The sequence below is a fragment of the Trichlorobacter ammonificans genome (assembly GCF_933509905.1).
Classification (GTDB): Bacteria; Desulfobacterota; Desulfuromonadia; order Geobacterales; family Pseudopelobacteraceae; genus Trichlorobacter; species Trichlorobacter ammonificans.
The window spans coordinates 1,264,651-1,286,708 of record NZ_OW150024.1 but is presented as its reverse complement, the minus strand read 5'-3'; the positions used below and the strand labels follow the sequence as shown (position 1 = coordinate 1,286,708).

Genomic DNA, 22,058 nt, shown 5'->3' with positions numbered 1-22,058 from the left:
GCATTCCTCCTGTCTCACAGCAGCCCGGTTGCCAGCAGCACCCTGTTCAACGTAAACCCGGTGCCGAAGGCCAACAGGCTGACCAGTAGGAAAATTCCCAGGGAAACCTTCCAGCCCCGCTCCTTCTTCATCATCAGAAACTGGGCCACGCAGGGAACGAACAGCGTAAGCGTCACCGCCGCCACGGTCAGTTGCCGGCCATCCAGAAGTCCTTTGGTCTGCAGGTCGTACAGTCCGGCTGCGCCGTAGTCACGACGGAAAAATCCGAAGATAAAGGCCGTGGCCGCGTCGCCCGGCAACCCCAGGGCAGTCATAACCGGCGTCATGGCACTTACCAGCTTTTCGAAGGTATTGGTGATCTTGCCCAGCCAGAGCACCACCGATGCCAGGATGAAGAGCGGCAGTATCTCCAGGAAATACCACTGCATCCGGGTATAGGTCTTGGTCAGCACGTTGGAGAGCTGCGGCATTCGCATCGGCGGCAGCTCCATGTAGAACATGGAGGTTTCCCCCGGCATGACCCGGGCCGCAATCATCCCCACCAACAGGAAGAGCAGGGTCATCATGCCGGCCCAGACCAGCAGTCCCCCCGGCGTTTTGGACAACAGCGCCATGATCACCCCCAGTTGGGCGGAACAGGGAATGGCCAGCGCCAGCAGAAGAGTGGCCAGCACCCGTTCCCGCACCGTTTCAAGCGTACGGGTCACCATGGTGGCCATGGTGCTGCAGCCGAAGCCCAGTACCATCGGGATCACCGCCCGGCCGGTGAGGCCGAACAGTTTGAATACCCGGTCAACCAGGAGCGCCAGGCGCGGAAAATAGCCGGTATCCTCCAGCAGCGAGAAGAAGAGAAAGAAGGTGGCCACGATCGGCAGGATGATCCCCACGGCATAGCGCAATCCCAGGGTAATCACCCCGTACTCCCCCACCAGCAGCTCCTGGAGCATCCACCAGGGGATCAGCCCCTTGACCAGGCCGGTAATCCAGGGGTTGAACAGTTCCTCGAACAGCGTCCCCTCCAGAAAATCCACCACCGTGCCGGCGCCGAACTCTCCCACGAACTTGTACAGACCGAAGTAGAGCGTGATCAGCAGCAGCGGCACCCCGGTCAGCGGCCGCACTGTCAGGCGGGAGAACCGCTCGCCCATGCTTTCCCGTTGCCGGTGCGGGAGGGTGATCACCCCCTGCACCAAGCGCCTGACCACTTCCTTACGCTCCATGGAAAGGTCCAGGTGGAACGATTCGCGACGCTCGAAGGCGATCTCGCGCACCTTTTGTTTGATGGCATCCGCACGCTCCCCCTCCCGGGCCAGCACCAGCTCCACCACTTCCTCGTCCCCCTGCAGCATCAGCAGGGCCAGGGCCCGGCGGGTCAGTACGTACTCTTCCTGCAGAAGGTCCGTCAATTGGCTGATGTCATGTTCCAGCAGACGGCTGTAAGTCACCGGCATGCCGCAGCTCTGACCAACACCGGCAATGGCGGCGCGGATTTCCTCCAGCCCCCGCTTGCGGGCCATGGCTGCCGCGATCACCGGAATTCCCAGCCGCTGCTGCAGGAGCGGCAGATCGAAGGAGAGCCCCATCCGCTCCGCCTCGTCCATGATGTTCACCACCAGCACCACCGGCAGCCCCGCCTCGATCAACTGCACGGTCATGGCCAGCATCCGCTCCAGGTTACGGGCGTCCAGCACATGCAGCACCAGGTCGGGACGCTCATTCAGCAGAATCTCGCGAGCCACCCGCTCTTCCTCGGTGATGGTATGCAGGGTGTACATGCCGGGAGTGTCCACCACCTCCCAGGTCTCGTTGCGAATCACCGCCTTGCCCCGCGACACCTCCACCGAGGTGCCGGGATAATTGGAAACCGTCACGTAACTGCCGGTCAGTGCGTTGAAAAGCACGCTCTTCCCCACATTGGGGTTGCCCACCAGGGCAACGCGCCGTGCGGAAGGCTGTTCTGCGATGGTGCTTTCTGAACTCATACAGCCTGCCCCTTCTTGTTGATAGTCATTCTCACGCCCATGGGATGGTGCCCGGCTAGCCGGCAGTGGTACCGCGACAGCCGGGACAGAGCCCGAACAGGTCCATGCGGTGGCTGGTGATGGTGAAGCCGTGGCGCTCGGCAATCTCACGCTGCAACTGCTCGATGGTTTCGTCCTCGAACTCGACAATGGCGCCGCAGCCGGTGCAGATCAGGTGATCGTGGTGCTCCCCCGCCAACTGGTGTTCGTAGCGGGCCTGTCCGTTTTTCAGGGTCAGCTCCCGGGCAATGCCGGCCTCGGCCAACAGCTTCATGGTGCGGTAGACCGTGGCAAAGCCGATGCCGGGATGGGACGCCTTTACCTTCAGGTACAGCTCTTCCACGCTCAGGTGCTGCCGGGTGGCCAGGAACACGTCCAGTATGACGTCCCGCTGGCGGGTTGAACGTAACCCCTGCTTGGCTGCGTAGGCGTTGAATGCCTTCTTTTTTTCCAGGATCATGCCCGCCCCCTAAATGATATTAATTTTCAAATTACGTGCTTGTACCGCAACCGTCAAGTACAATTCCAATGACTACGGTTTTCACCTGATTGCCTTGTCACGGCCGGAGTGGTACTGTCCCCCCCGTATCATGGAAATTTAGTCCCAAGATATACCAGACCTGTTCCGGCAACGGCGTTGTGTGGGGTGAGCCTGCCCCGGAATATTGAAGGGAAACGGAACAATTTTTTCGTGGAAAAAACCGGCGATATGCCGTATACAGGGCAGCATTGAACAGCAGCGTATCGTTTCCGCCGTCCGGCATCCAGCACAGGAGTTTACCGTGACGACCTGCCACCAGCCATCTGTTGCCGCTTTCCTTTTGTTCCCCGTTTTCACATACGCTCTTTCGACCGGCAGTTCCGCTGTGCCGCAGCAACGGGGAAACCCGACGGGATCCAGTTTTCCGCAAGCGGTTCCGCCGGCTGTATCCGGACATTATTCGCCGCAATCCAACCGTACGATGACTCGAAGAAGCTGATATCCATGCAGGAGGGAGGATCCATGGAGAACAACGGCAGAAGAAAATTTCTCGGGCTGTGCCTGGGGGGACTGGCTGCCGGTGCCACGGCAGCGGTAGCCTACCCGGTCTACCGCTACCTTGCGCCGCGGGGGGCTGACGCCACCGCCGGCACGGTCACCATACCGGAGAAGGAGCTTCCTCCGGGCGAGGCCAAGTTTCTTGAATTCGCCGGTTCGGCCGCGGTGGTGGTCAGAACAAAAAACGGCGACCTGATCGCCCTCTCCGCCGTCTGTACCCACCTGGGCTGCATCGTGCAATGGGAAAAAGACAAGCAGGGATTTGTCTGTCCCTGCCATGCCGGCTACTATACCGCCAACGGCGACGTCATCTCCGGCCCCCCTCCCCGGCCGCTCAAGAAGCTGCCGGTACGGATTGCCGACGGCGTCATCACCGTCGGCTGACGGTCACTGCGAGACCTGCAGAGGAGGCTCCATGAATCTGCTCAAGAAACTGATCGACTGGGTCGACGTCCGCGTCGGCATCCGCGAGGTGGCGGACAAGCAACTGACCGGTTACCTGCTGCCGCGCACCATCAACGTCTGGTACTCCCTGGGCAGCGTGCTGCTGTTCATCTTCGTGATCCAGGTGGTCACCGGCATTTTGCTGCTGATCTACTACGTACCCGATGCCGACAAGGCATTCGCCAGCGTGAACCAGATCATGAACAACGTTCCCTTCGGCTGGCTGATCCGGATGTGCCATGCCGTGGGTTCCAACATGATGGTGCTGGTGCTGATGCTGCACATGCTGTCGGTACTGTTCATGGGAAGCTACAAAAGCCCCCGCGAACTGAACTGGCTGACCGGCTTCATCCTGTTCACCCTGGTGCAGGGGGTCTCCCTGACCGGCTACCTGCTCCCCTGGAGCCAGCTCTCCTTCTGGGCCACCACTGTTGCCACCAACAGCGCCAACGCCATTCCGGTCATCGGTCCGCACCTGGTGGAGTTCCTGCGGGGGGGGAAACTGGTGGGACCCCACACCCTGGGACGGTTCTTTGCCCTGCATGTGGCGGTGATTCCGGTAGCCATTGCCGGCCTGATCGGCGCCCATCTTTTCTTCCTCAAGCGCACCGGCATCTCCGCGCCTCCCTTCGGACAGAAGGAAACCGTCAACCAGTGGCAGGGGGATGGCTACCGCTATGAAAGCCATCCGGGCGGCATCCCGTTCTTCCCCAACTTCATGCTGGAGGACCTGCGTTCCATAGCCATCTACCTGGCCCTGTTCCTGGCTGTGGTGTTCTTCAACCCGTACCTTTTCTTTCCTTCGTCGGCCTTTGAACCGGCCAACCCCTTCGTCACACCGGCCCACATCAAGCCGGAATGGTATTTCCTGGCCAACTACCAGATTCTGAAAATCTTTCCCAACGAACTGATCGGACTTGCCGTCCAAGGCGCCGCCATGACCTTCCTGGCGCTCTTGCCGTTCATCGACCGGGGCAGGGAGCGCCATCCCCTGAAGCGCCCCCTCTTTCTTGCCTGCGCCATCGGCGGATTGCTGGTCTGGCTGGGCCTGACCGTCTGGGGGCACTACTCATGAGCAACGGACCTACGTCAAGGGGGATAACCATGCATGCGGGGATGCTCGGCCACCTGCTTCTCATCTTCATCGTCCTGTTTCAGCCGGTTGCGGCCCGATCGGCGGAAACACCTGAAAACGTCTGTCTCCAGTGCCACGGCGCCATGACCGGCAGAACCGGCGAGCCGGTCAAGCTCTGGCGCGGCAGCATCCATGCCGAAAACGGCATATCCTGCAACGGCTGCCACGGCGGCGATCCCAAGGATGCGGCCAACGCCATGAGCCCGGAGCGCGGCTTCCTGGGGGTACCCAAGGCCAAGGATATACCGGCCTTCTGCGGCCGCTGCCACCTGGGGGTGATGAAAGACTTCCAGGCCAGCGGTCACGGCAGGGCGCTGGGCAACGGCGGCCCCACCTGCGTCACCTGCCACGGCAACCACCAGGTGCTGAAGGCGACACCGGACCTGATCAACGAGAAATCCTGCTCCCGCTGCCACGGCTTCGAACGGGCCCGAGAGATCAAATCGGCCATGCAGGAAACCGAACGGCTGATTTCCTCCCTCGACGCCAGGATCATCGGCTACAAGAAGATCGGCGGCGACGTCGACCGGCTGGAAAAAGGGCTCTTCTCCCTGCGCAACCGTTTCCACAGTCTGTTCCATTCGGTTGATGTGGAGAAGGTCAAGAAAGAGTCGGCACAGATCACCACCGAATTGAAAAAGCTGGAAGCAGCGGTGACGGAGATGGATACGACCCGGCAGCAGCGGAAAGTCGCCGGTGCCGTGGCCGTTGCGGCAGCCCTGGCTGCCGCCCTGCTCTTCCACCTGCTGGGCAGGACCTACCATGACCGCTAGGTGCCGCCTGTCCATCTTGAACCACCTGCGCCTGCTCTGCGCCCTGGCGACGGTGCTGCTGCTGACGGCTCTGCCGGCAGGTGCCGCCGGAAAGGAGACGGAGCCGTCCCCCGATCACCGGCACCATGCCGCCCCGCCCCCGCAACCGAGCGCGGACGTGGGGCTCGATGAGCGTCTGGGGTCAAAGCTTGACCTGGATGCCCGTTTCCGCGACGAAAACGGTACCGTGGTGCGGCTGGGAGACCTGATCTCCGGCCCCACCATCATCCTGCCGGTCTACTACACCTGCACCAACGTCTGCAACTACCTGCAGGGGGGGCTGGCCCGGGTGCTGCCGGCACTCAAGGCCGCGGCCGGCAGCGACTACCGCGTCATCTCCATCAGCTTCGATCCCTCCGAAACACCGGAACAGGCGACCCGGACGCGGAAGATGTACCTGACCGCCATCAACGCGCCGTTCCCGGAGAACGGCTGGCGGTTTCTGACCGGCGAGCCGGAGGATATCCGCCGCTTCACCACCTCCATCGGCTACCGCTTCAAGCAGCAGGGGCGGGACTTCGTGCATCCGGTGGCCAGCCTGATCGTCAGCGGTGACGGCACCATTGTCCGCTACCTCTACGGCACCTCCTTTCTGAGCAAGGATATCAGCCTGGCCCTGCTGGAGGCCCGGGAGGGAAAGGTGGGCACCACCATCCGCAAGGTGGTCGATTTCTGCTTCACCTTCGATCCGCAGGGTAAAACCTACGTCTTCAACATACTTAAGGTGAGCGCCACGGTGGTGATCCTCTCCGCCGGCGGCTTTCTGCTGTTTCTGCTGCTGACCGGCACACGGCGCCGCAGTCGCACTCCGGAGGAACCATGAGCATGACGGAACAGGCCCAGATGACGACCGAGCGGGGGTTCTGGACCGATACCGGCGCAACCGGCATCGGTTCCTGGATATTCTCCACCGACCACAAGCGGATCGGTCTTCTGTATTTCTATTCCGTGCTGGCCTTCTTCCTGGTGGGGGTTCTGCTGGGGCTTGCGCTGCGGCTGGAACTGATGGCTCCCGGCCGGGATATCATGTCGGCCCAGACCTACAATGCCGTCTTCACGGTACATGGCGTGGTGATGATCTTCCTCTTCATCATTCCCGGCATTCCCGGCGCCTTCGGCAACATGGTCATGCCGATCCAGATCGGCGCGGCGGACGTCTCCTTCCCCCGCCTGAACCTCTTCTCCTGGTGGCTCTACGTCATCGGCACCGTCCTGGTGCTGCTCTCCCTCTTTACCGGCGGCGGGGCACCGGACACCGGCTGGACCTTCTACGTTCCCTTCAGCGCCCGTACCGGCACCAACGTTTCCCTGGCCCTGTTCGGCGTCTTCATCCTGGGCTTCTCCTCCATCCTCACCGGCATCAACTTCGTCACCACCATCCATCGCCTGCGGGCAGAAGGGATGACCTGGAGCCGCATCCCCCTGTTCACCTGGTCCCTGTACGCCACCGCCTGGGTGCAGATTCTGGCCACCCCGGTGCTGGGGATCACCCTGGTGCTGGTGATCGCGGAGCGGATGCTGGGCACCGGCCTCTTCGACGCCGCCCGGGGGGGGGATCCGATCATGTTCCAGCACCTCTTCTGGATCTACTCCCATCCCGCGGTCTACATCATGATCCTGCCGGCCATGGGGGTGATCTCGGAGATCATTCCGGTCTTTTCCCGCAAGCCGATCTTCGGCTACAAGATGATCGCCTTCTCCAGCCTGGCCATTGCCGCCGCCGGATCGCTGGTCTGGGGGCACCATATGTTCACCAGCGGCATGAGCGACACCGCCGTGCTGGTCTTCTCCTTCCTGACCTTCATCGTGGCCATTCCCTCGGCCATCAAGGTATTCAACTGGGTTTCCACCCTCTACAAAGGTTCCATTTCCCTTGATCCGCCGATGTTGTTCGCGCTCACCTTCATCCTGCTCTTCTCCATCGGCGGCCTCACCGGCCTGATCCTCGGTGCCGCCGCCACCGACGTGCATGTGCACGACACCCACTTCGTGGTGGGACACTTCCACTACGTCATGTTCGGCGGCACCGGTTTCGCCTTCTTCGCCGCCATGCACTACTGGCTGCCCAAGTTTTACGGCCGCACCTACGCCGTCCGTCCGGCGGTGATCGCCTGGGGATTCCTGTTCGTCGGTTTCAACCTGCTCTATTTTTCCATGAAGGTGCTGGGGATGCAGGGGATGCCGCGGCGCTACTACGACTATCTGCCGGAGTTCGCCAACCTGAACCTGGTGGCCACCGTGGGCAGCTGGATTCTGGCACTGGGCCTGGTCATCATGCTGGTGAACCTCTTCCAAGGGCTTTTCCGGGGCGCGCCGTTCACCGGCAACCCCTGGGGCGGCGCCACCCTGGAATGGACCACCCCCACCCCGCCGCCGACCCTGAACTTCACCGGCGAACCGGTGGTAACCCATGGCCCCTATGACTTCAAGGCACTGCAGCACCGTATTGCAGGCGACACCAACGGGACCTCACCATGAACCATCCAGTGCATAAGGACTATGCCGGCGCGAAACTCGGCATGTGGTTGTTTTTGTTCACGGAACTGCTGCTATTCGGCGGACTGTTCGTCCTCTACGCCGTCTACCTGGCCCGCTATCCCCAGGAGTTTTCAACCGGCGGCCACCAGCTCAACGTGGTGCTGGGCTGCATCAACACCCTGATCCTGCTGACCAGCAGCCTGTTCGCCGCCATGGCGGTGACGGCCATCCAACAGGACAACCGCCCCCTGACCCTGCGGCTGCTGGGCGGCACCATCCTCTGCGCCGCCGGTTTCATGGTGATCAAGTACTTCGAGTGGAGTGCCAAGATCCATCACGGCATCTACCCCGGATCGGCCAAACTGACGCAGGGACCGCCGGGTGAATCGGTCTTCTTCAGCCTCTACTACATGAGCACCGGCATCCACGGCCTGCACGTGCTGATCGGCGCCGCCCTGCTGGCCTGGGTGGCCCTGCAGGTCAAAAAGGGTGAGGTCACCGGCAGCGACTACGTGCTGCTGGAAAACGGCGCCCTGTATTGGCACCTGGTGGATCTGATCTGGATTTTCATCTTTCCGCTCTACTATCTCATGCTCTAGGAAACGGCCATGAACGCACACGCTTCCGACCACCATCATCCCGTCAGCTACCGGACCCTGACCATCATCTGGGTGCTGCTGTTGCTGCTCACCGCCGTCACCGTCCTGATCACCCGCATTGACCTGGGCGGCTTCAAGGTTGTGGGGGCGCTGACGGTGGCCTGTATCAAGGCAGGACTGGTCATCGCCGTCTTCATGCACATGAAGTATGAAAACCGTCTGCTGAAGATTCTGCTGTTCGTTGCCCTGCTCACCCTGGCGGTCTTCATCGGTCTTACCTTTTTCGACGTGCTCTATCGCTGAGGAGTTGCCGTGAAAACCACCTACCTGACAACCAACGAGGCGATCGATCCGGTCTTCATCTTCATTTTCGGCGCCAGCCTGGTCCTGCTGCTGGGGATTACCGCGGTCATGGTCTGGTTCGTGGTCCGCTACCGCCGCTCCCGCGCGCCGCAGCCCACCTCCGATGCCGACGGCAATCTCTGGCTGGAGATCGTCTGGACCCTGCTGCCCACCCTGCTGGTGCTGGCCATGTTCTACTACGGCTGGGCCGGCTACCTGGCCCTGCGCAACGTACCGCCGGGGGCGCTGGAGGTGAACGCCACGGCCCGGATGTGGTCCTGGAATTTCGCCTACACCGGCGGCCGCAGCAGTGCCAAGCTCTACGTGCCGGTGGGACGGCCGGTGAAGGTCAACCTGACCTCCGTGGACGTGTTGCACGGCTTCTACATCCCGGCCTTCCGGGTCAAGCGTGATATCGTGCCGGGCATGACCAACCATGTCTGGTTTTCCGCCCCCAAGCCCGGCTCCTACGATATTTTCTGTTCCTCCTACTGCGGTACCGGCCATTCTGCCATGATCACCACCGTGGAAGCGCTGCCGGAAGCCGAGTTTGCCGCCTGGCTGAAGGAAGGAACCAAGGGAGGCGGCCCCCATCCCGGTCTGGCGCTGCTGGAGCAACACGGCTGTCTCGGCTGTCACTCCACCGACGGTTCCCCCAAGATCGGCCCCAGTTTCAAGGGGATCTGGGGCAGAACGACGGCGGTACTGAGCAACGGCATTGAACGGAACATTATTGTGGACGAAGCGTACCTGCGAACATCAATCAGTGCCCCCAACACCGACGTGGTCAAGGGCTTCGCTCCCGCCATGCCTCCCTACCAACTGCCTGAAGAAGAACTGAAGCAGATTATTGACTACCTGCGGCGCGGAGGTGCCGCACCGCAGGCGATCGATGCCGCGGCGCTGGCGCAGGAAAAGGGGTGCCTGGGTTGCCACTCCCTTGACGGCAGCCCCGGGGTCGGACCGACGCTGAAGGGATTGTCCGGCTCCCAGGTCACGGTACACAAGGGCGGAAAAACAGTGCGCGTGACGGCGGACGCCGCTTTTCTGAAGGAGTCGATCAAGGAGCCCGGCGCCACCGTTGTGGACGGGTTCCAGCCGGTGATGCCGGCCTACCCCGATCTCTCCGAAGCTGAACTGAATGCACTGATAACCTGGATAGAGGGACTGAAGTGACGACGTCGTTCCTGCTCTTGCTGCGTTGGCGGCTGGCATTGATGAACGGGGTGGCCGCCCTGGGGGGGTACCTGCTCTACCCCGCCGCCGTTGAAGCGGCAGCGGCCTGGACTGCCTTCGGCGGCACCGCTCTCCTGGCCGCCGGCGGTTCCGCGCTGAACCAAGTCATGGAGCGGGAACGGGACCGCCTGATGGAACGGACGCGCCGGCGTCCCGTTGCCGGCGGCGATCTCTCCCCCGGCACGGCGGCCGGAGCCGGCGGTCTGCTAATCTGCGCCGGCCTGCTCTGGCTGGGTTGCCTGGACAGCGCTGTTCCACTGCTGCTTGCCGGTGGCGCCCTTGTCTGGTATCTGGCGGTCTACACTCCCCTCAAAGGACGGACCTCCCTGGCACTCCCCCTGGGTGCCCTCTGCGGCGCGCTGCCGCCGCTCATCGGCTGGTGCCTGGCCGGCGGCGCCGCCACCGATCACCGGATTCTGCTGGTGGCCGGCGTGATGTTCCTCTGGCAGATCCCCCACTTCTGGCTGCTGCAACAACGTTACCGGGATGAATACCGCACCGCCCGCCTCCCTATCTGCGACATCTCCCGGCAAGCCCGCCATGCCCCACTGCTGCCGCTCTGGGTCACGGCCCTGGCTGCGGCGGCGCTGTTCCTGCCGCTTTTCAGCGTCATTTCACCGAGCCGCGCCCTCTGGTTCATGCCGCTGGTCCTGCTGCTGCCGGTACTGACCGCCCTGCGTTCAGACCGGCTACTCTTCGCGACCCTCAACCTTTTCCCGCTCCTGCTCACCCTCTCCATCTGGCCGTAACAGACACTCTGCCGCCGCCAGCACCTCCCGAACGCCGATCTCCTCCATGCAGCGACAGCCCTGGGAACAGGGAGGAATGGTGCCGTACCGGGAGCAGGGGGAACAGGGGAGCCGGCAACACACCACCACACTACCGGGACCACGGGGAGCCCATTTCCGGGGATCACTGGGACCGAACAGCGCCACCGTCGGCACCCCCAGCAGGGCGGCCCCGTGCAGCAGACCGGAATCGCCGCTGATAAACAGGGAGCTGCGGGCAATGACGGCAAGGCTTTCTGCCAGCGTGGTCATACCGGCGCAGGTCATGCCGCCGGCCTCCCGCACGATCCGCTCGCCCGCCGCCGCCTCCGCCGCTCCGCCCACCACCACCGGCTGCCACCCCTGCACGGCAAGGGCGCGGACCACCGCCGCAAAACGCTCGGCTGGCCAGGATTTCTCCGGCACGCTGGCACCGGGAAAGAGTGCGACGATCCGCCCGCCCCCCAGCGGCTCCAGCAGACTGTCAGCCCGCTGCCGCGCCTGGTCCGGCAGGCGCAGCAGCTCCCCGGCACCCTCCGTTGCGGCATCACACCCCAGCGGCTCAAGCAGCCTCAAAAACTGCTCGCGCTCCCAGTCTGCCGAATCGTAGACAACCGGATCGGTCCGCAATCGCTCCCGATTGTTGCCGGTAAAGCCGATATGACGCCCGGCGCGCAACAGCCGGGCCAGCACGGCCGGCAGGCAATACCATTGCTCCGTGTCGATGATCAGGTCATAACGCCGTCCCCACAGTCCGAAGAGCTCACGGAAGCGGTCATAGCGCCGGACCGCGGCAACCATCGGCAGCATGGTGAAGGCGGCAGCGTTTCTGCCTTCGGCCAGCAGCTCGATTCTGGCTGCGGGAAAGCGCTCCGTAAGACGCCGCAGCATCGCCGCCAGCAGCAGGGCATCGCCAATCCCCCCGGGCCTGATCACCAGAATGGAGTCAACGTCACCAAGTAGCGTTGCTTGCGATGCTACCGGCAGCCGGCCGGCCAGCACCCTGCCGACGGTGGCATCCAAAACTTTCAGGAGACGGGCATTCATGGGGCTGTAGGTGGCAATCCTGGTTTCATCCGTGTTCCAATTGGGAGCTGGGTATGGTAGATACGTACGTGCAGATGATGAATAGTACGGCACCTGTCGACGGGTGCCAGGAGATCCGGCATGCCAGAGTACTCTTCCGTTCCCCCTCCCGAAGCGGCCACGACATCAGGCTCCCTGGCGCAGCGACTGCGCGGGCTGCTGATGTTCGTTGATCTGCCGATCAAGAAGAAATTTTTGCTCTTTGCCGGCAGCACCCTGCTCTGGTTCTGCCTGATGACCTTCGTAACCGTGGTGTCGATGTCCGCACTCCACTACCGCTACCACCAAGTGGCGGAGCAGATTGTTCCCTATCGCCAGGTGATTGAAACGGTGCTGATCCGGCTGCAGTACATCGACCAGCACCTCTCGCTCGGCAACGGCGACGGCATGGCCGCGCACACCGTCATCCGCCGGCAACTGGAAGCTATCCGGATGTCGATCAACGAGCTGAGCCTGCGCCAGAAACGTCCTCCCGCGGAGGGAACCATTGTCGAGCGGATTCTGCAGAACATGGCAGAGGCAGACCCGGAAGGGGTACGCTATCTGCAGGAAATTCTGGCACAGCTGGAAACGATCGACCGTTCCCTCGAACACCACCCCCGGATGACCGGGAAGAGTCGGCACACGGCAACGGCCGACGGGTCCTACGCTGCAGCCCAAGGGGCGATTGCCGACACCATTGCGCTTTCAAAGCGACACCTGGAGCAGATTTCTGCAAAGTACACCACTATCGACCAGTATATCTACAAGAACATCAGGAATTCGATTCACACCACGCTCGGGCTGCTGCTTTTCGCCTCGCTGTTGCTGGCACTCTTTACCCACTGGATCATCGTTGCCTTTTATAAACCGATCAAGACCATCACCAACCAGATCGAATCCCTGAGTACCGGCGACATCGATCTTGCCAAGAAGGTGACTATTCCTTCGCGGGACGAGATCGGAACCCTCTCTCGCAAATTCAACAGCCTGATGGAATCGGTCTACAGCATGACCATCTACAAGAAGGTGATCGAGGAAGACTCGTCCCTGGAGGAGGTGTACCGCCGCCTGGGGGAGGTCTTCTCAAACGACCTGGGCCTCCGGGAGTACTGCATCTATGAGGTCAACACCCCCCAGAAGGAAATGAAGGCAGCCTACCCTCCCCTGGTGGGAGACATCCGGCTGCATTGTCAGGAGGATATTTTAAGCGACTGCACTCTCTGCCGCGCCGTTAAGACCGGCCATAACATCTCCTCCTTCGAGTTTAGCGGCATCTGCCGCTTCTTTCTTCCCGAAGAGGGGGTCGGCCATGTCTGCATCCCGATGATGCTGGGGGGGAATACGGGCGGTGTGGTGCAATTCAGATTTCCCGCAACCGGTCAGTCAGCACCGTTGTCGGCTGAGGACACGACGCGGCTGTTCAAGGCCGAGACCTACATCAACCAGTCGCTATCGGTCATCGAAGCTAAGCGGCTGATGCAGACCCTGCAGGAGTCAGCCCTGGTAGACCCGCTCACCGGTCTGTACAACCGGCGTTTTCTCCAGGAGCACACCAAGCAGATCATTGCCGGTGTGCTGCGCCGGAACAAGCAGATCGGTCTTCTGGTCTGCGACCTGGACTATTTCAAACAGGTCAACGATACCCACGGTCATGACACCGGTGACCAGATGCTCAGAGAAACCGCAAACATCCTCAAGAGTTCAGTGCGAGAGGCTGACCTGGTCATCCGCTTCGGCGGTGAGGAATTCCTGGTGGTGTTGCTGGACAGTGAGCCGGGCATGGCAATGCAGGTTGCCGAAAAGATCAGGGTCAGAGTGGAGCAGTTCAAGCTACGGGTGGGGGATACGATCCTGCAGAAGAGTATCTCAATCGGCGTCAGCGAGTTTCCCGGCGACAGCGATGGTTTCTGGCAGGCGATCAAGTTCGCCGACGTCGCCCTGTACCGGGCCAAGGAAACCGGCCGCAACCGGGTGGTACGCTTTACCCCGGAGATGTGGCAGCATGGGGATTTCTAACCTCCCGACAGACCATCCGGGCAAGCTCCGGCACCTGCGCCGCCACCGCCGGTGTCAGCTCGGTTCCCAGTTCCAGGCAGTCGGGCTGGACACCGACCAGCACCACCTCCGGTGGCAGGCAGTCCATCAATCGGGCCACGGCCAGCAGATCCTTCAATCCCATCTGATGGGGTGACAGCTTGGTTTCCAGGGCAGCCGGCACCTCATCGCCGGCCAGTCGCACCAAGCTTCCCGGCTGCTTGCCGGTTTCAACGGCATCAACGATGATTAACCGCTCCACCCCTTCAAGGTGGGGCAGCAGGTCAAGTCCCAGGGTTCCGCCATCCAGCAGGGATATCTCCACCGGCAGCTCCCCATCGTGCCGCAACCGTTCGATCACCTTCGGTCCGACACCGTCATCGGTCATAATCGTATTGCCCAATCCCAGAATCAACGTTTTCATCTGCCCTCCAAAAGCAACGGGGTGGTCGCCCACCCCGTTGCTGGCACTTACCGGAATAGCTCTGTCTATCTTTTACTTTTTCTGCTCCGCCAGGGGAACAGCTCCCACGTCCTGCTTTTACAAACGGCGTAGGGGCTGGATGTGAACTTATAACCACTGAAAATACTGGAAATCTCGCCACCCTTTTCTTTGATATCCATCAACCAGGCACTGTAGATGTGGTTGATCACGAAACCGATGAGCAGGTACATCGCCACGTGATGGTACAGATGCATCTGCTGGGTCGTCAACACCAGATAGACCGGCTTGAGCAGGGCATGCATCGGGCCGCCCGGCGCATGCTCCGCATACATGGCAAACCCGGTCAGGATCATGAACCAGTAGATCAGGAACACGAAGAAGTAGGCGGTGGCGGCCATGGGATTATGCCCGGTGATTTCGGGAACATGTTTGCTCCTGAACGTATAGTAGGCAAAAACCTCCTTCATCTCCTTGCGTCCCACCGGACAGAGGAAGGGAAAATACTCCCGCCAACCGGCGTAGCAGTTCCCCCGAAACGCCCAGATCATCCGTGAAATGACACTGATGGCCAGGGCATAGCCGAAGACGAAGTGCAGGAACCTGATCCAGCCCATCAGATAGGCGCTCGGCGAGACGTCAATGAAGGACGGGTTGCCGATCAGGATGCCGGTTGCCGATAGTACCACGATGCTGATCACATTGATCCAGTGGCTTATCCTGACCGGCAATTCCCAGATATACTGTTTATATTTTTTTTCTTTCATACCAGCCTCCTTTCGTCAGGAGACCCTGATCTGCACCAGTTCGTTGCCGGTGGCGTCGGTAACGTGGACGGCGCAGGCCAGGCAGGGATCGAAGGAATGGATGGTGCGCAGAATCTCCAGCGGCTGGTCGGCCTTGGCGATCGGTGTGCCCACCAGCGCCGCCTCGTAGGGACCGCGTTGTCCCTTGCCGTCACGGGGTGAAGCGTTCCAGGTCGTAGGAACCACCGCCTGGTAGTTGTAGATTTTCTGGTCCTTGATCCTGATCCAGTGCCCCAGAGCACCACGCGGCGCCTCATGCCAGCCGTAGCCACTGGCCTCGGCGGGCCACTCCCGCGGGTCCCACTTCTCGTTGGCGTGAATGCGGTAGTCCCCCTTGCCGATGTTGTCAATAAGCATCTCCAGATAGACCGGCGTTTGGCGGGCATTCAACAGTGCATCAATACCACGGGCCGCTGTACGTCCCAAGGTCGAGAACAGCGCTGCCGGGCCGACCCCTAGTTTGGCCAACACCATCTCAACTGCTGCTTTGGTTTCCTTGTGACCGGCGACATAGGCCACCAGCACCCGGGCCAGGGGCCCCACTTCCATCGGCGCCTCGTCATAGCGCGGCGCCTTGACCCAGGAGTACTTGGCCGAGGTATCAAGGTATTCGTACGGCGGCTTGGGACCGGTGTACTTTGCTTCCGTTTCGCCGTCCCAGGGATGCAGTCCCTTGCCGGCACCTGCCTGCTGGTACTCGTACCAGGAATGATCGACGAATTCTGCGACCTTTTGCTGCTCAACTGGCAGCAGCTTCGCCAGGTCCCGGTTCCTGACAATACCGGCCGGGAACCAAAGGTTGCCGCTGACCGGGTCGGGCAGGTCGCCGTAACTCATGTAGTTGCCCACACCGGCGCCGATGGCGGCCCAGTCCTTGTAGAAGGAGGCCACGGCCAGCAGATCGGGAATGTAGACCTGCTCCACGAACTGCTGCGCCTTGGCCAACAGCCGTTTCACCGTGATCAGCTTGTCGGCGTTCAGGGCGTTCTGGGAATCCGGGTCCACCGGAATGGACATCCCCCCCACCAGGAAGGTCTGGGGATGGGGGTTCTTGCTGCCCAGAATGGCGTGGATCTTGATGATCTCCTTCTGCCATTCCAACGCTTCCAGGTAGTGAGCGGTGGCCATCAGGTTGGCTTCAGGCGGCAACCGGTAGGCCGGGTGTCCCCAGTAAGCATTGGCAAAGGGACCGAGACGGCCGGTACCGACGAAGGCCTTCAGTTTTTCCTGCACCGCCTTGAAATGAGTGGCAGAGTTTTTGGGCCAGTCAGAGACTGAGGCGGCCAGAGCTGCAGTCCTGCCCGGGTCGGCCTGGAGAGCCGAGGTGATGTCCACCCAGTCCAAAGCATGGAGGTGGTAAAAATGGATAACATGGTCATGCACGTTTTGGATGCCGATGATGATGTTACGAATCAGTTCCGCATTGGGCGGAACCTTGAGCTTCAGGGCGTTTTCCACGGCGCGGATCGAAGCGATGGAGTGGACCGTGGTACAGACGCCGCAGAAACGCTGGGTCCAGTACCAAGCGTCACGAGGATCGCGGCCTTTGAGGATCTTTTCGATACCGCGGTACATGGTGCTGGAGCTCCAGGCATCCTTGATTGTACCCCCCTCAAGCTCGGCTTCGATCCTCAGGTGTCCCTCGATGCGGGTAATCGGGTCAACGACAATCTTCGCCATGGCCTATTCCTCCCCTTCCTTGGTCTCTTCAGCGGCAGGCTTGTCCTTACGCAGCGCACTCACCACGCCATGCACGGCAAAGGCGCCGCCCACGCCCGCTGCAAAGGCAAGGCCGATGGCGTCGGCGCTCTTCTCGATACCGAAGCCCGGCACATTGGGCAGGCGACGGTACAGCGGTGAGGTATCCCAGAACTGCGGTTCGGAGCAGCCAACACAGCCATGCCCGGCCGCCACCGGCCAACTGACCTTCTCGTTGAACCGCTGGGTGGGACAGTTATGGAAGGTTGCCGGTCCCTTGCAACCCATCTTGTAGAGACAGAATCCCTTGCGGTGAGCATCGTCACCCCAGCTTTCAACATACTGGCCGGCATCGAAATGGGGACGTCGCTCACAGTTGTCGTGAATCCGCTTGCCGTGGGCAAACAGAGGTCTGCCGTGGCTGTCCATGGCCGGCAGCTTGCCGAAGGTGAGAAAGTGCACCACCACCGCGGTCAGGTTATCGGCATTGCAGGGGCAGCCGGGCAGATTGAGTATCGTGGCGCCGGGAACCGCCTCCCTGACCCCCACGGCGCCGGACGGGTTGGGAACGGCGGCGGCAATCCCGCCGTAACTGGCACAGGTACCCACCGCGATAGTTGCCGCCGCATTGCCGCAGACATGCCTGGCGATCTGCTGAAAGGTCTTGCCGCCGATACAACCGTACACACCGCCATCCTTCAGCGGAATGGACCCCTCCACCACGCAGAGATACTTCCCCTTGTACTCCTTCACGGTCTTTTCCAGAGCCGCCTCCGCCTGATGCCCGGCGGCCGCCATGATGGTCTCGTGGTAGTCAATGGAGAGGATATCGAGCACCAGCTCACCGACCGTCGGGTTCGCCGCCCGCAGGAGCGCCTCGGTATCACCGGTGCAGTCCTGGAAGTTCAGCCAGACCAAGGTCGGCCGCTGCACCTTGTCCAGAGCGTGGACAACCTTGGGCGCCATGGTGGCGGGAAGGGCCATGGCGGCAGTCATCGCCGAGCAAAATGCCAGAAAATCCCTACGGGAGACTCCCCGCTCCTGCAGCAGACGGGCCACGGAGAACCCACCCGGATTTTCACCGTCGTTATTCCTCCTGTCCATGAGCACCTCCTGTGTAACATTGTTTTTACCAATGGAGCTTACTGTGGAGCCGGACATAGTATACTGCTTCTCTCTACCACAGCACACTGCACCATGCAAGTGAGACATGGACAGATTATTCCGTATTACACAATAATAGAACCAATTTATACTGTTTGTGTATTTTTACCCACACCTGTCTGTGACCGCATCAGACAGAGTGCAAAAGTATACCAGCACCGCTCATTGCCAGTTCGCCGTTGACCGGAGGGGCCTCTTTCCGTATCATCCGGCCCATGAAAAATTTTCCCTACATCCTAACCATCTGCTCCGAAAAAGGGGGCGTCGGCAAAACCACGCTTGCCACCAACCTGGCAATCTATTTGAAAGCCATGCATGATGAACTGCCGGTCACCATCATGTCCTTCGACAATCACTTCACCATTGACCGGATGTTCGAGCTGAAAGGACAGCCGATGAACGGCACGGTGCGGGAGCTTCTGACCGGCACCCCGGGCTCGCACCTGCTGCATCCGGGACAGTATGGTGTGCGCTACATCCCCTCTTCCAATAACCTGACGGAACTTTACCAGGGCTTCAAGGGGCCGATGGCGCTGTGCAGGATGATGGCTGAGTCGGGAATCTCAGGCATCGTGGTGCTCGACACCCGCCCCGACCTGAACATTCTGACCCAGAACGCTCTCTATGCCGCCGACCGGGTGCTGATCCCGGTCAAAGACATGCCCAGCCTGGAAAACTGCAAAAATATCTTTGCGCTGTTCGACCAACGGGGAATCGACAAGAAATCCCTTTCCCTGATCCCCTGCCTGATCGACTCACGGATCAAGTATGACGGCATCTTCAAGGATCAGCGCACTCTGCTACGGGCCTTTGCCATCAACCGCGGCTACCGCTGCCTGGACACCTACATTTCGAAGAGCCCCAAAGTAGAAAGCCTGAACACCAACCCAGAGGGGAAAATCTACCCGATCCTCACCCACGCGCGGGGAACCGAGGTGCATAACCAGTTCGTCGAACTGGGCCGCGACGTGCTGGCCGGCTACCACCAGACCGCAGAACCGAGAGCGTATTTGTACCACCAGTGGCTGACCGAACAAGAAGGAAAGAAGAAGGAGGCATTTCTGGCGCGGCTGGAGGGTATTGCTCCCCATTGTGTCATTTGCGGCGCCAAGCATGATGACATCTCTGCACGGGGATTTTACTTCGAGACTTCGGACCGGGCATCACGGGGCTTTCTGCACAGCGACTGTCTAACGGACATGCTCTGCTGCGCCCTGTACAACGTGACGCCGGACAGTCAGGCATTTACGCTGTCGCTGCGGGTTATCCGGGATACTGTCCGTGCATCGACAGCAGTCATTGTACCGGTATTCGGCGGTGAAAACTGCCGCCACCTGCGTTTCATGCAGCTCGATAACGACGGGAACGTACTGCTGGAGCGTACCATTTCACTCGAAGGATTTACGGAAGGAATGCTGGACGGTATTCGGGACCGACTGTTCGTGCTGCTGAATGAAACGCTGTTGGGGTACGACGGAACACTGCGCACAGCCTGGCTCAGCATCCATCCCGTGGACGAGGAACACCCCGAACAGATTCTGCAGGACGGCCCCTACCGTCGTGTCCAGGAGGTCAATCGACTGGTGACGACGGCACTATCTGAGCAACTGTGAAACGGACACCAGGGTGACCCCCTGCTCTTTCAGCAGAGGTAACTGTCGTTTCAGCACCGTGATGGTAGCAGGATGGGGATGACCAATGGCGATTGCCCGGCCTGCCCTGCGCGCCCGTGCCACCGCCTTGGCAAGCTGGCCGTTGATGTAGGACTCTTGCTGCTCGTTATCCAGAAACACATCGCGCCGGCCGTTCGGGATGTCCAGCTCCTGCGCCACCCTGAGGCCGGTGGTGGCGGGAGTGGTGATGCTGTCCACGAAAAAGAGACCGCGCTGTTTCAGAAGACCGAGCACCACCCTCATTTTACCGGCATCTTCGGTAAAGGCCGATCCGGTATGGTTATTCGCCCCCACGGCCTGGGGAAGCGCCTCCAGATAACTCTCTACACGCCGCTTCACCTCATCGGTGTCATGGGATAAAAGCAGGCCGTTCGCCTCCAGTCGACGCTGAGGATACTCCTTGGACTGCATCGGCATGTGGACCATGATCTCGACACCACGGTCTGCCGCAAAAGCGGCAACATCCCGGTCGTGGCGCAACCCCGGAATTATGGAAAACACCAGGGGTACGCCGATATCGGCAAGAGCACGGGCCTCAGCCAGCGAACTTCCCATATCGTCAATGATAATGGCCAGCCTTCCCCTGCCGGCGGCAGGAGGCAGACTCTGTGCCTGCGGCGTATCGGCATCGTAGTCCTGCCTGACCGGCGCCTGCCGTTCATCCCCCTTCCCCACCGCGGCACTTGAGTAGACCGCCTGGGGAACCACCGGTTCCTGACGCACCGGTGGTATGGTTACCGGCGGGGGTGCCGCCGTCGTCAGCTGCGGAGGCTCGCCAGCCAGAAAACGCTGCAGAAAATACCCGCCCATCACCAGCGCCACACACAGCACAAGAAAGGCGGCGAGGACGAAACCGCCGCCCCTGCCGCCTTTTTTTCTATACCGGTTACTTCTCCGGGGGTGCTGCTGAACAAACGGCATTCAGGGTTTCCCCGGCCCCATCTGTTTCATGATTTCCCATCCCTTCAGCAGGTCCAGGGCACGCATGACCTGGTAGTCGGCCTTGAGGGGGTCAACCGGCTTGCGCTCACCCTTCTGGTCCTTGGGGTCAGCTTTCCGCTCTGCCGGCTTTTCCTCCTCACCGCCTTCGAAATGGTTTTCCAGGTCCTTCTCCCGGATCATCATCGACTCGCGACGCGAAGACTCCTTCGGCAATTCAAGCTGCTCGACCACGATATCGGGCGTGATCCCCTTGGCCTGGATGGAGCGGCCCTTGGGGGTGTAGTAGCGGGCCGTGGTCAGGCGCAAGCCGGAGTCGTCGGAAAGAGGGATGATGGTCTGCACCGACCCCTTGCCGAAGCTCTGGGTACCCATAACGATGGCACGCTTGTGATCCTGCAGGGCGCCGGCAACGATCTCCGAAGCGCTGGCACTGCCGCCGTTGATCAGTACCACCAGGGGATAATTCGGCTCCTTGGTCCGGCTGCTGGAGGTAAACTGCATACGGGACTCCTTGTCCCGTCCCTCGGTGTAGACGATCATTTTACCGCTCTCTACGAAATGATCGGACACCCGTACCGCCTGATCCAGCAGCCCGCCGGGATCGTTCCGCAGATCAAGCACCAGGCCGGCAAGTTGCTTGCCCTTGTTCTCCTCAACCAGCGTCTTCAGCGCTTTGGAAAGATCTTCGTCCGTACGCTCCTGGAACTGGGCGATCCGTACGTAGCCGTACCCGCTCTCAAGAAGACGCGACTTGACGCTCTTGACCTGAATAATATCCCTGACCAGCTTGAACTCCTTCGGCTTCTCGAACCCATCCCGCATGATGGTCAGGATCACCGCAGTCCCCTTGGGACCGCGCATACGCTTGACCGCATCGGTAATGGTCAAATCCTTGGTAAAGCGTTCGTCGATACGCAGAATCTGATCCCCCGCTTTAATACCGGCACGCTGGGCCGGAGTATCCTCAATAGGGGAAATGACCGTCAGAATACCGTCCTTGATACTGATCTCGATACCCAATCCCCCGAAAGCCCCTTTGGTATCGATCTTCATCTCCTTGAACGTCTCGGGGCTCATGAAGGAACTGTGAGGGTCAAGGGCCGTCAGCATGCCATTGATGGCACCGTAGATCAGCTTTTTCGAGTCAACCTCCTCGACGTAGCTTTTCTTCACGATCATCATCACATCGGTCAGAAGTCCGATGTACTCGTACTCCTTCCCTCCTTGGGCATCGCAACGGCGCTGGGTGCTGATGCTGATAAAGGCAACCAGAACAACGATCGTTACCAGAAATCCCGCTGCAACTTTTCTTGTTTTGCCGAACTTCAGCATTGTGGTTCTTCCTCCGCTGGAATGAA

At 60.8% G+C, this 22,058-nt stretch carries 20 protein-coding genes; 11 read left to right on the top strand and 9 right to left on the bottom strand.

Features of this window, described 5'->3' with window-relative positions; genetic code table 11:
- Positions 1 to 14: 14 nt before the first annotated feature.
- Together feoB and RAK07_RS05835 are read right to left on the bottom strand one after the other, a co-directional pair.
- Positions 15 to 1,982: a ferrous iron transport protein B gene (feoB, locus tag RAK07_RS05840; protein ID WP_305731899.1), complete on the bottom strand. Its 1,968-nt coding sequence runs from the start codon at positions 1,980 to 1,982 to the stop codon at positions 15 to 17.
- A 55-nt stretch (positions 1,983 to 2,037) separates the two neighbouring features.
- Entirely contained in the window at positions 2,038 to 2,481 is a 444-nt protein-coding gene (locus tag RAK07_RS05835) for a Fur family transcriptional regulator (protein ID WP_305731898.1), read from the bottom strand.
- Between the two features lie 543 nt (positions 2,482 to 3,024).
- Between RAK07_RS05835 and RAK07_RS05830 the strand changes: the two genes are divergently transcribed.
- From RAK07_RS05830 to RAK07_RS05790, 9 genes are read left to right on the top strand one after another with little or no spacing between them, the layout of a single operon-like run.
- Positions 3,025 to 3,444, top strand: a complete 420-nt coding sequence (locus tag RAK07_RS05830) for a QcrA and Rieske domain-containing protein (protein ID WP_305731897.1) — start codon at positions 3,025 to 3,027, stop codon at positions 3,442 to 3,444.
- Positions 3,445 to 3,475: 31 nt separating this feature from the next.
- Positions 3,476 to 4,579: a cytochrome b gene (locus RAK07_RS05825; protein WP_305731896.1), complete on the top strand. Its 1,104-nt coding sequence runs from the start codon at positions 3,476 to 3,478 to the stop codon at positions 4,577 to 4,579.
- A gap of 29 nt (positions 4,580 to 4,608) precedes the next feature.
- Complete coding sequence (locus RAK07_RS05820) at positions 4,609 to 5,412, top strand: cytochrome c3 family protein (protein WP_305731895.1); 804 nt, start codon at positions 4,609 to 4,611, stop codon at positions 5,410 to 5,412.
- A complete protein-coding gene (locus RAK07_RS05815) occupies positions 5,402 to 6,274 on the top strand; it encodes an SCO family protein (protein WP_305731894.1) in 873 nt (290 codons plus the stop codon). Before RAK07_RS05820 ends, RAK07_RS05815 begins: the two co-directional genes overlap by 11 nt.
- 2 nt (positions 6,275 to 6,276) lie before the next feature.
- Positions 6,277 to 7,929, top strand: a complete 1,653-nt coding sequence (gene ctaD, locus RAK07_RS05810; RefSeq protein WP_305733485.1) for a cytochrome c oxidase subunit I — start codon at positions 6,277 to 6,279, stop codon at positions 7,927 to 7,929.
- A complete protein-coding gene (locus RAK07_RS05805) occupies positions 7,926 to 8,528 on the top strand; it encodes a cytochrome c oxidase subunit 3 family protein (protein ID WP_305731893.1) in 603 nt (200 codons plus the stop codon). The genes ctaD and RAK07_RS05805 overlap by 4 nt, the downstream gene beginning before the upstream one ends.
- A 9-nt stretch (positions 8,529 to 8,537) precedes the next feature.
- Positions 8,538 to 8,831, top strand: a complete 294-nt coding sequence (locus RAK07_RS05800; protein ID WP_305731892.1) for a cytochrome C oxidase subunit IV family protein — start codon at positions 8,538 to 8,540, stop codon at positions 8,829 to 8,831.
- Between the two features lie 9 nt (positions 8,832 to 8,840).
- Positions 8,841 to 10,046 carry a cytochrome c oxidase subunit II gene (gene coxB, locus RAK07_RS05795; RefSeq protein WP_305731891.1) on the top strand — a complete coding sequence of 402 codons (1,206 nt, stop codon included), beginning with the start codon at positions 8,841 to 8,843 and terminating at the stop codon, positions 10,044 to 10,046.
- Between the two features lie 41 nt (positions 10,047 to 10,087).
- A complete protein-coding gene (locus tag RAK07_RS05790; RefSeq protein ID WP_309550385.1) occupies positions 10,088 to 10,855 on the top strand; it encodes a protoheme IX farnesyltransferase in 768 nt (255 codons plus the stop codon).
- Here RAK07_RS05790 and RAK07_RS05785 read toward each other — a convergent pair.
- Positions 10,796 to 11,920, bottom strand: coding sequence for a glycosyltransferase family 9 protein (locus RAK07_RS05785; RefSeq protein WP_305731889.1), 1,125 nt, complete (start codon positions 11,918 to 11,920; stop codon positions 10,796 to 10,798). The two genes, RAK07_RS05790 and RAK07_RS05785, sit on opposite strands and share 60 nt — an antisense overlap.
- A 120-nt stretch (positions 11,921 to 12,040) precedes the next feature.
- Here RAK07_RS05785 and RAK07_RS05780 point away from each other — a divergent pair, with 120 nt between their 5' ends.
- The gene (locus RAK07_RS05780) at positions 12,041 to 13,957 is read left to right on the top strand and encodes a sensor domain-containing diguanylate cyclase (RefSeq protein ID WP_305731888.1); all 1,917 of its coding nucleotides are present in this window, start codon (positions 12,041 to 12,043) and stop codon (positions 13,955 to 13,957) included.
- On the opposite strand, the gene RAK07_RS05775 is transcribed toward RAK07_RS05780, so the two are convergent.
- From RAK07_RS05775 to RAK07_RS05760, 4 genes are all read right to left on the bottom strand, one after another.
- Positions 13,923 to 14,399: a HyaD/HybD family hydrogenase maturation endopeptidase gene (locus RAK07_RS05775; protein ID WP_305731887.1), complete on the bottom strand. Its 477-nt coding sequence runs from the start codon at positions 14,397 to 14,399 to the stop codon at positions 13,923 to 13,925. The two genes, RAK07_RS05780 and RAK07_RS05775, sit on opposite strands and share 35 nt — an antisense overlap.
- A gap of 65 nt (positions 14,400 to 14,464) precedes the next feature.
- Positions 14,465 to 15,184, bottom strand: a complete 720-nt coding sequence (cybH, locus tag RAK07_RS05770) for a Ni/Fe-hydrogenase, b-type cytochrome subunit (RefSeq protein ID WP_305731886.1) — start codon at positions 15,182 to 15,184, stop codon at positions 14,465 to 14,467.
- Between the two features lie 15 nt (positions 15,185 to 15,199).
- Positions 15,200 to 16,903, bottom strand: coding sequence for a nickel-dependent hydrogenase large subunit (locus tag RAK07_RS05765; protein ID WP_305731885.1), 1,704 nt, complete (start codon positions 16,901 to 16,903; stop codon positions 15,200 to 15,202).
- Positions 16,904 to 16,906: 3 nt separating this feature from the next.
- A complete protein-coding gene (locus RAK07_RS05760) occupies positions 16,907 to 18,025 on the bottom strand; it encodes a hydrogenase small subunit (protein WP_305731884.1) in 1,119 nt (372 codons plus the stop codon).
- Positions 18,026 to 18,300: 275 nt separating this feature from the next.
- Between RAK07_RS05760 and RAK07_RS05755 the strand changes: the two genes are divergently transcribed.
- Positions 18,301 to 19,698: a ParA family protein gene (locus RAK07_RS05755; RefSeq protein ID WP_305731883.1), complete on the top strand. Its 1,398-nt coding sequence runs from the start codon at positions 18,301 to 18,303 to the stop codon at positions 19,696 to 19,698.
- Here RAK07_RS05755 and RAK07_RS05750 read toward each other — a convergent pair.
- Together RAK07_RS05750 and RAK07_RS05745 are read right to left on the bottom strand one after the other, a co-directional pair.
- Positions 19,681 to 20,679 (bottom strand): divergent polysaccharide deacetylase family protein, encoded by a 999-nt coding sequence (locus RAK07_RS05750; RefSeq protein ID WP_305731882.1) that lies wholly within the window; start codon positions 20,677 to 20,679, stop codon positions 19,681 to 19,683. The two genes, RAK07_RS05755 and RAK07_RS05750, sit on opposite strands and share 18 nt — an antisense overlap.
- Positions 20,680 to 22,032: a S41 family peptidase gene (locus tag RAK07_RS05745; protein ID WP_305731881.1), complete on the bottom strand. Its 1,353-nt coding sequence runs from the start codon at positions 22,030 to 22,032 to the stop codon at positions 20,680 to 20,682.
- Between the last annotated feature and the right edge of the window lie 26 nt (positions 22,033 to 22,058).

Excerpts from the sequence above, each read along its gene's own strand:
- feoB (WP_305731899.1), bottom strand. The coding sequence starts at position 1,982 with ATGAGTTCAGAAAGCACCATCGCAGAACAGCCTTCCGCACGGCGCGTT.
- RAK07_RS05835 (WP_305731898.1), bottom strand. The coding sequence starts at position 2,481 with ATGATCCTGGAAAAAAAGAAGGCATTCAACGCCTACGCAGCCAAGCAG.
- RAK07_RS05830 (WP_305731897.1), top strand. The coding sequence starts at position 3,025 with ATGGAGAACAACGGCAGAAGAAAATTTCTCGGGCTGTGCCTGGGGGGA.
- RAK07_RS05825 (WP_305731896.1), top strand. The coding sequence starts at position 3,476 with ATGAATCTGCTCAAGAAACTGATCGACTGGGTCGACGTCCGCGTCGGC.
- RAK07_RS05820 (WP_305731895.1), top strand. The coding sequence starts at position 4,609 with ATGCATGCGGGGATGCTCGGCCACCTGCTTCTCATCTTCATCGTCCTG.
- RAK07_RS05815 (WP_305731894.1), top strand. The coding sequence starts at position 5,402 with ATGACCGCTAGGTGCCGCCTGTCCATCTTGAACCACCTGCGCCTGCTC.
- ctaD (WP_305733485.1), top strand. The coding sequence starts at position 6,277 with ATGACGGAACAGGCCCAGATGACGACCGAGCGGGGGTTCTGGACCGAT.
- RAK07_RS05805 (WP_305731893.1), top strand. The coding sequence starts at position 7,926 with ATGAACCATCCAGTGCATAAGGACTATGCCGGCGCGAAACTCGGCATG.
- RAK07_RS05800 (WP_305731892.1), top strand. The coding sequence starts at position 8,538 with ATGAACGCACACGCTTCCGACCACCATCATCCCGTCAGCTACCGGACC.
- RAK07_RS05790 (WP_309550385.1), top strand. The coding sequence starts at position 10,088 with ATGAACGGGGTGGCCGCCCTGGGGGGGTACCTGCTCTACCCCGCCGCC.
- RAK07_RS05785 (WP_305731889.1), bottom strand. The coding sequence starts at position 11,920 with ATGAATGCCCGTCTCCTGAAAGTTTTGGATGCCACCGTCGGCAGGGTG.
- RAK07_RS05780 (WP_305731888.1), top strand. The coding sequence starts at position 12,041 with ATGCCAGAGTACTCTTCCGTTCCCCCTCCCGAAGCGGCCACGACATCA.
- RAK07_RS05775 (WP_305731887.1), bottom strand. The coding sequence starts at position 14,399 with ATGAAAACGTTGATTCTGGGATTGGGCAATACGATTATGACCGATGAC.
- cybH (WP_305731886.1), bottom strand. The coding sequence starts at position 15,184 with ATGAAAGAAAAAAAATATAAACAGTATATCTGGGAATTGCCGGTCAGG.
- RAK07_RS05765 (WP_305731885.1), bottom strand. The coding sequence starts at position 16,903 with ATGGCGAAGATTGTCGTTGACCCGATTACCCGCATCGAGGGACACCTG.
- RAK07_RS05760 (WP_305731884.1), bottom strand. The coding sequence starts at position 18,025 with ATGGACAGGAGGAATAACGACGGTGAAAATCCGGGTGGGTTCTCCGTG.
- RAK07_RS05755 (WP_305731883.1), top strand. The coding sequence starts at position 18,301 with ATGAAAAATTTTCCCTACATCCTAACCATCTGCTCCGAAAAAGGGGGC.
- RAK07_RS05750 (WP_305731882.1), bottom strand. The coding sequence starts at position 20,679 with ATGCCGTTTGTTCAGCAGCACCCCCGGAGAAGTAACCGGTATAGAAAA.
- RAK07_RS05745 (WP_305731881.1), bottom strand. The coding sequence starts at position 22,032 with ATGCTGAAGTTCGGCAAAACAAGAAAAGTTGCAGCGGGATTTCTGGTA.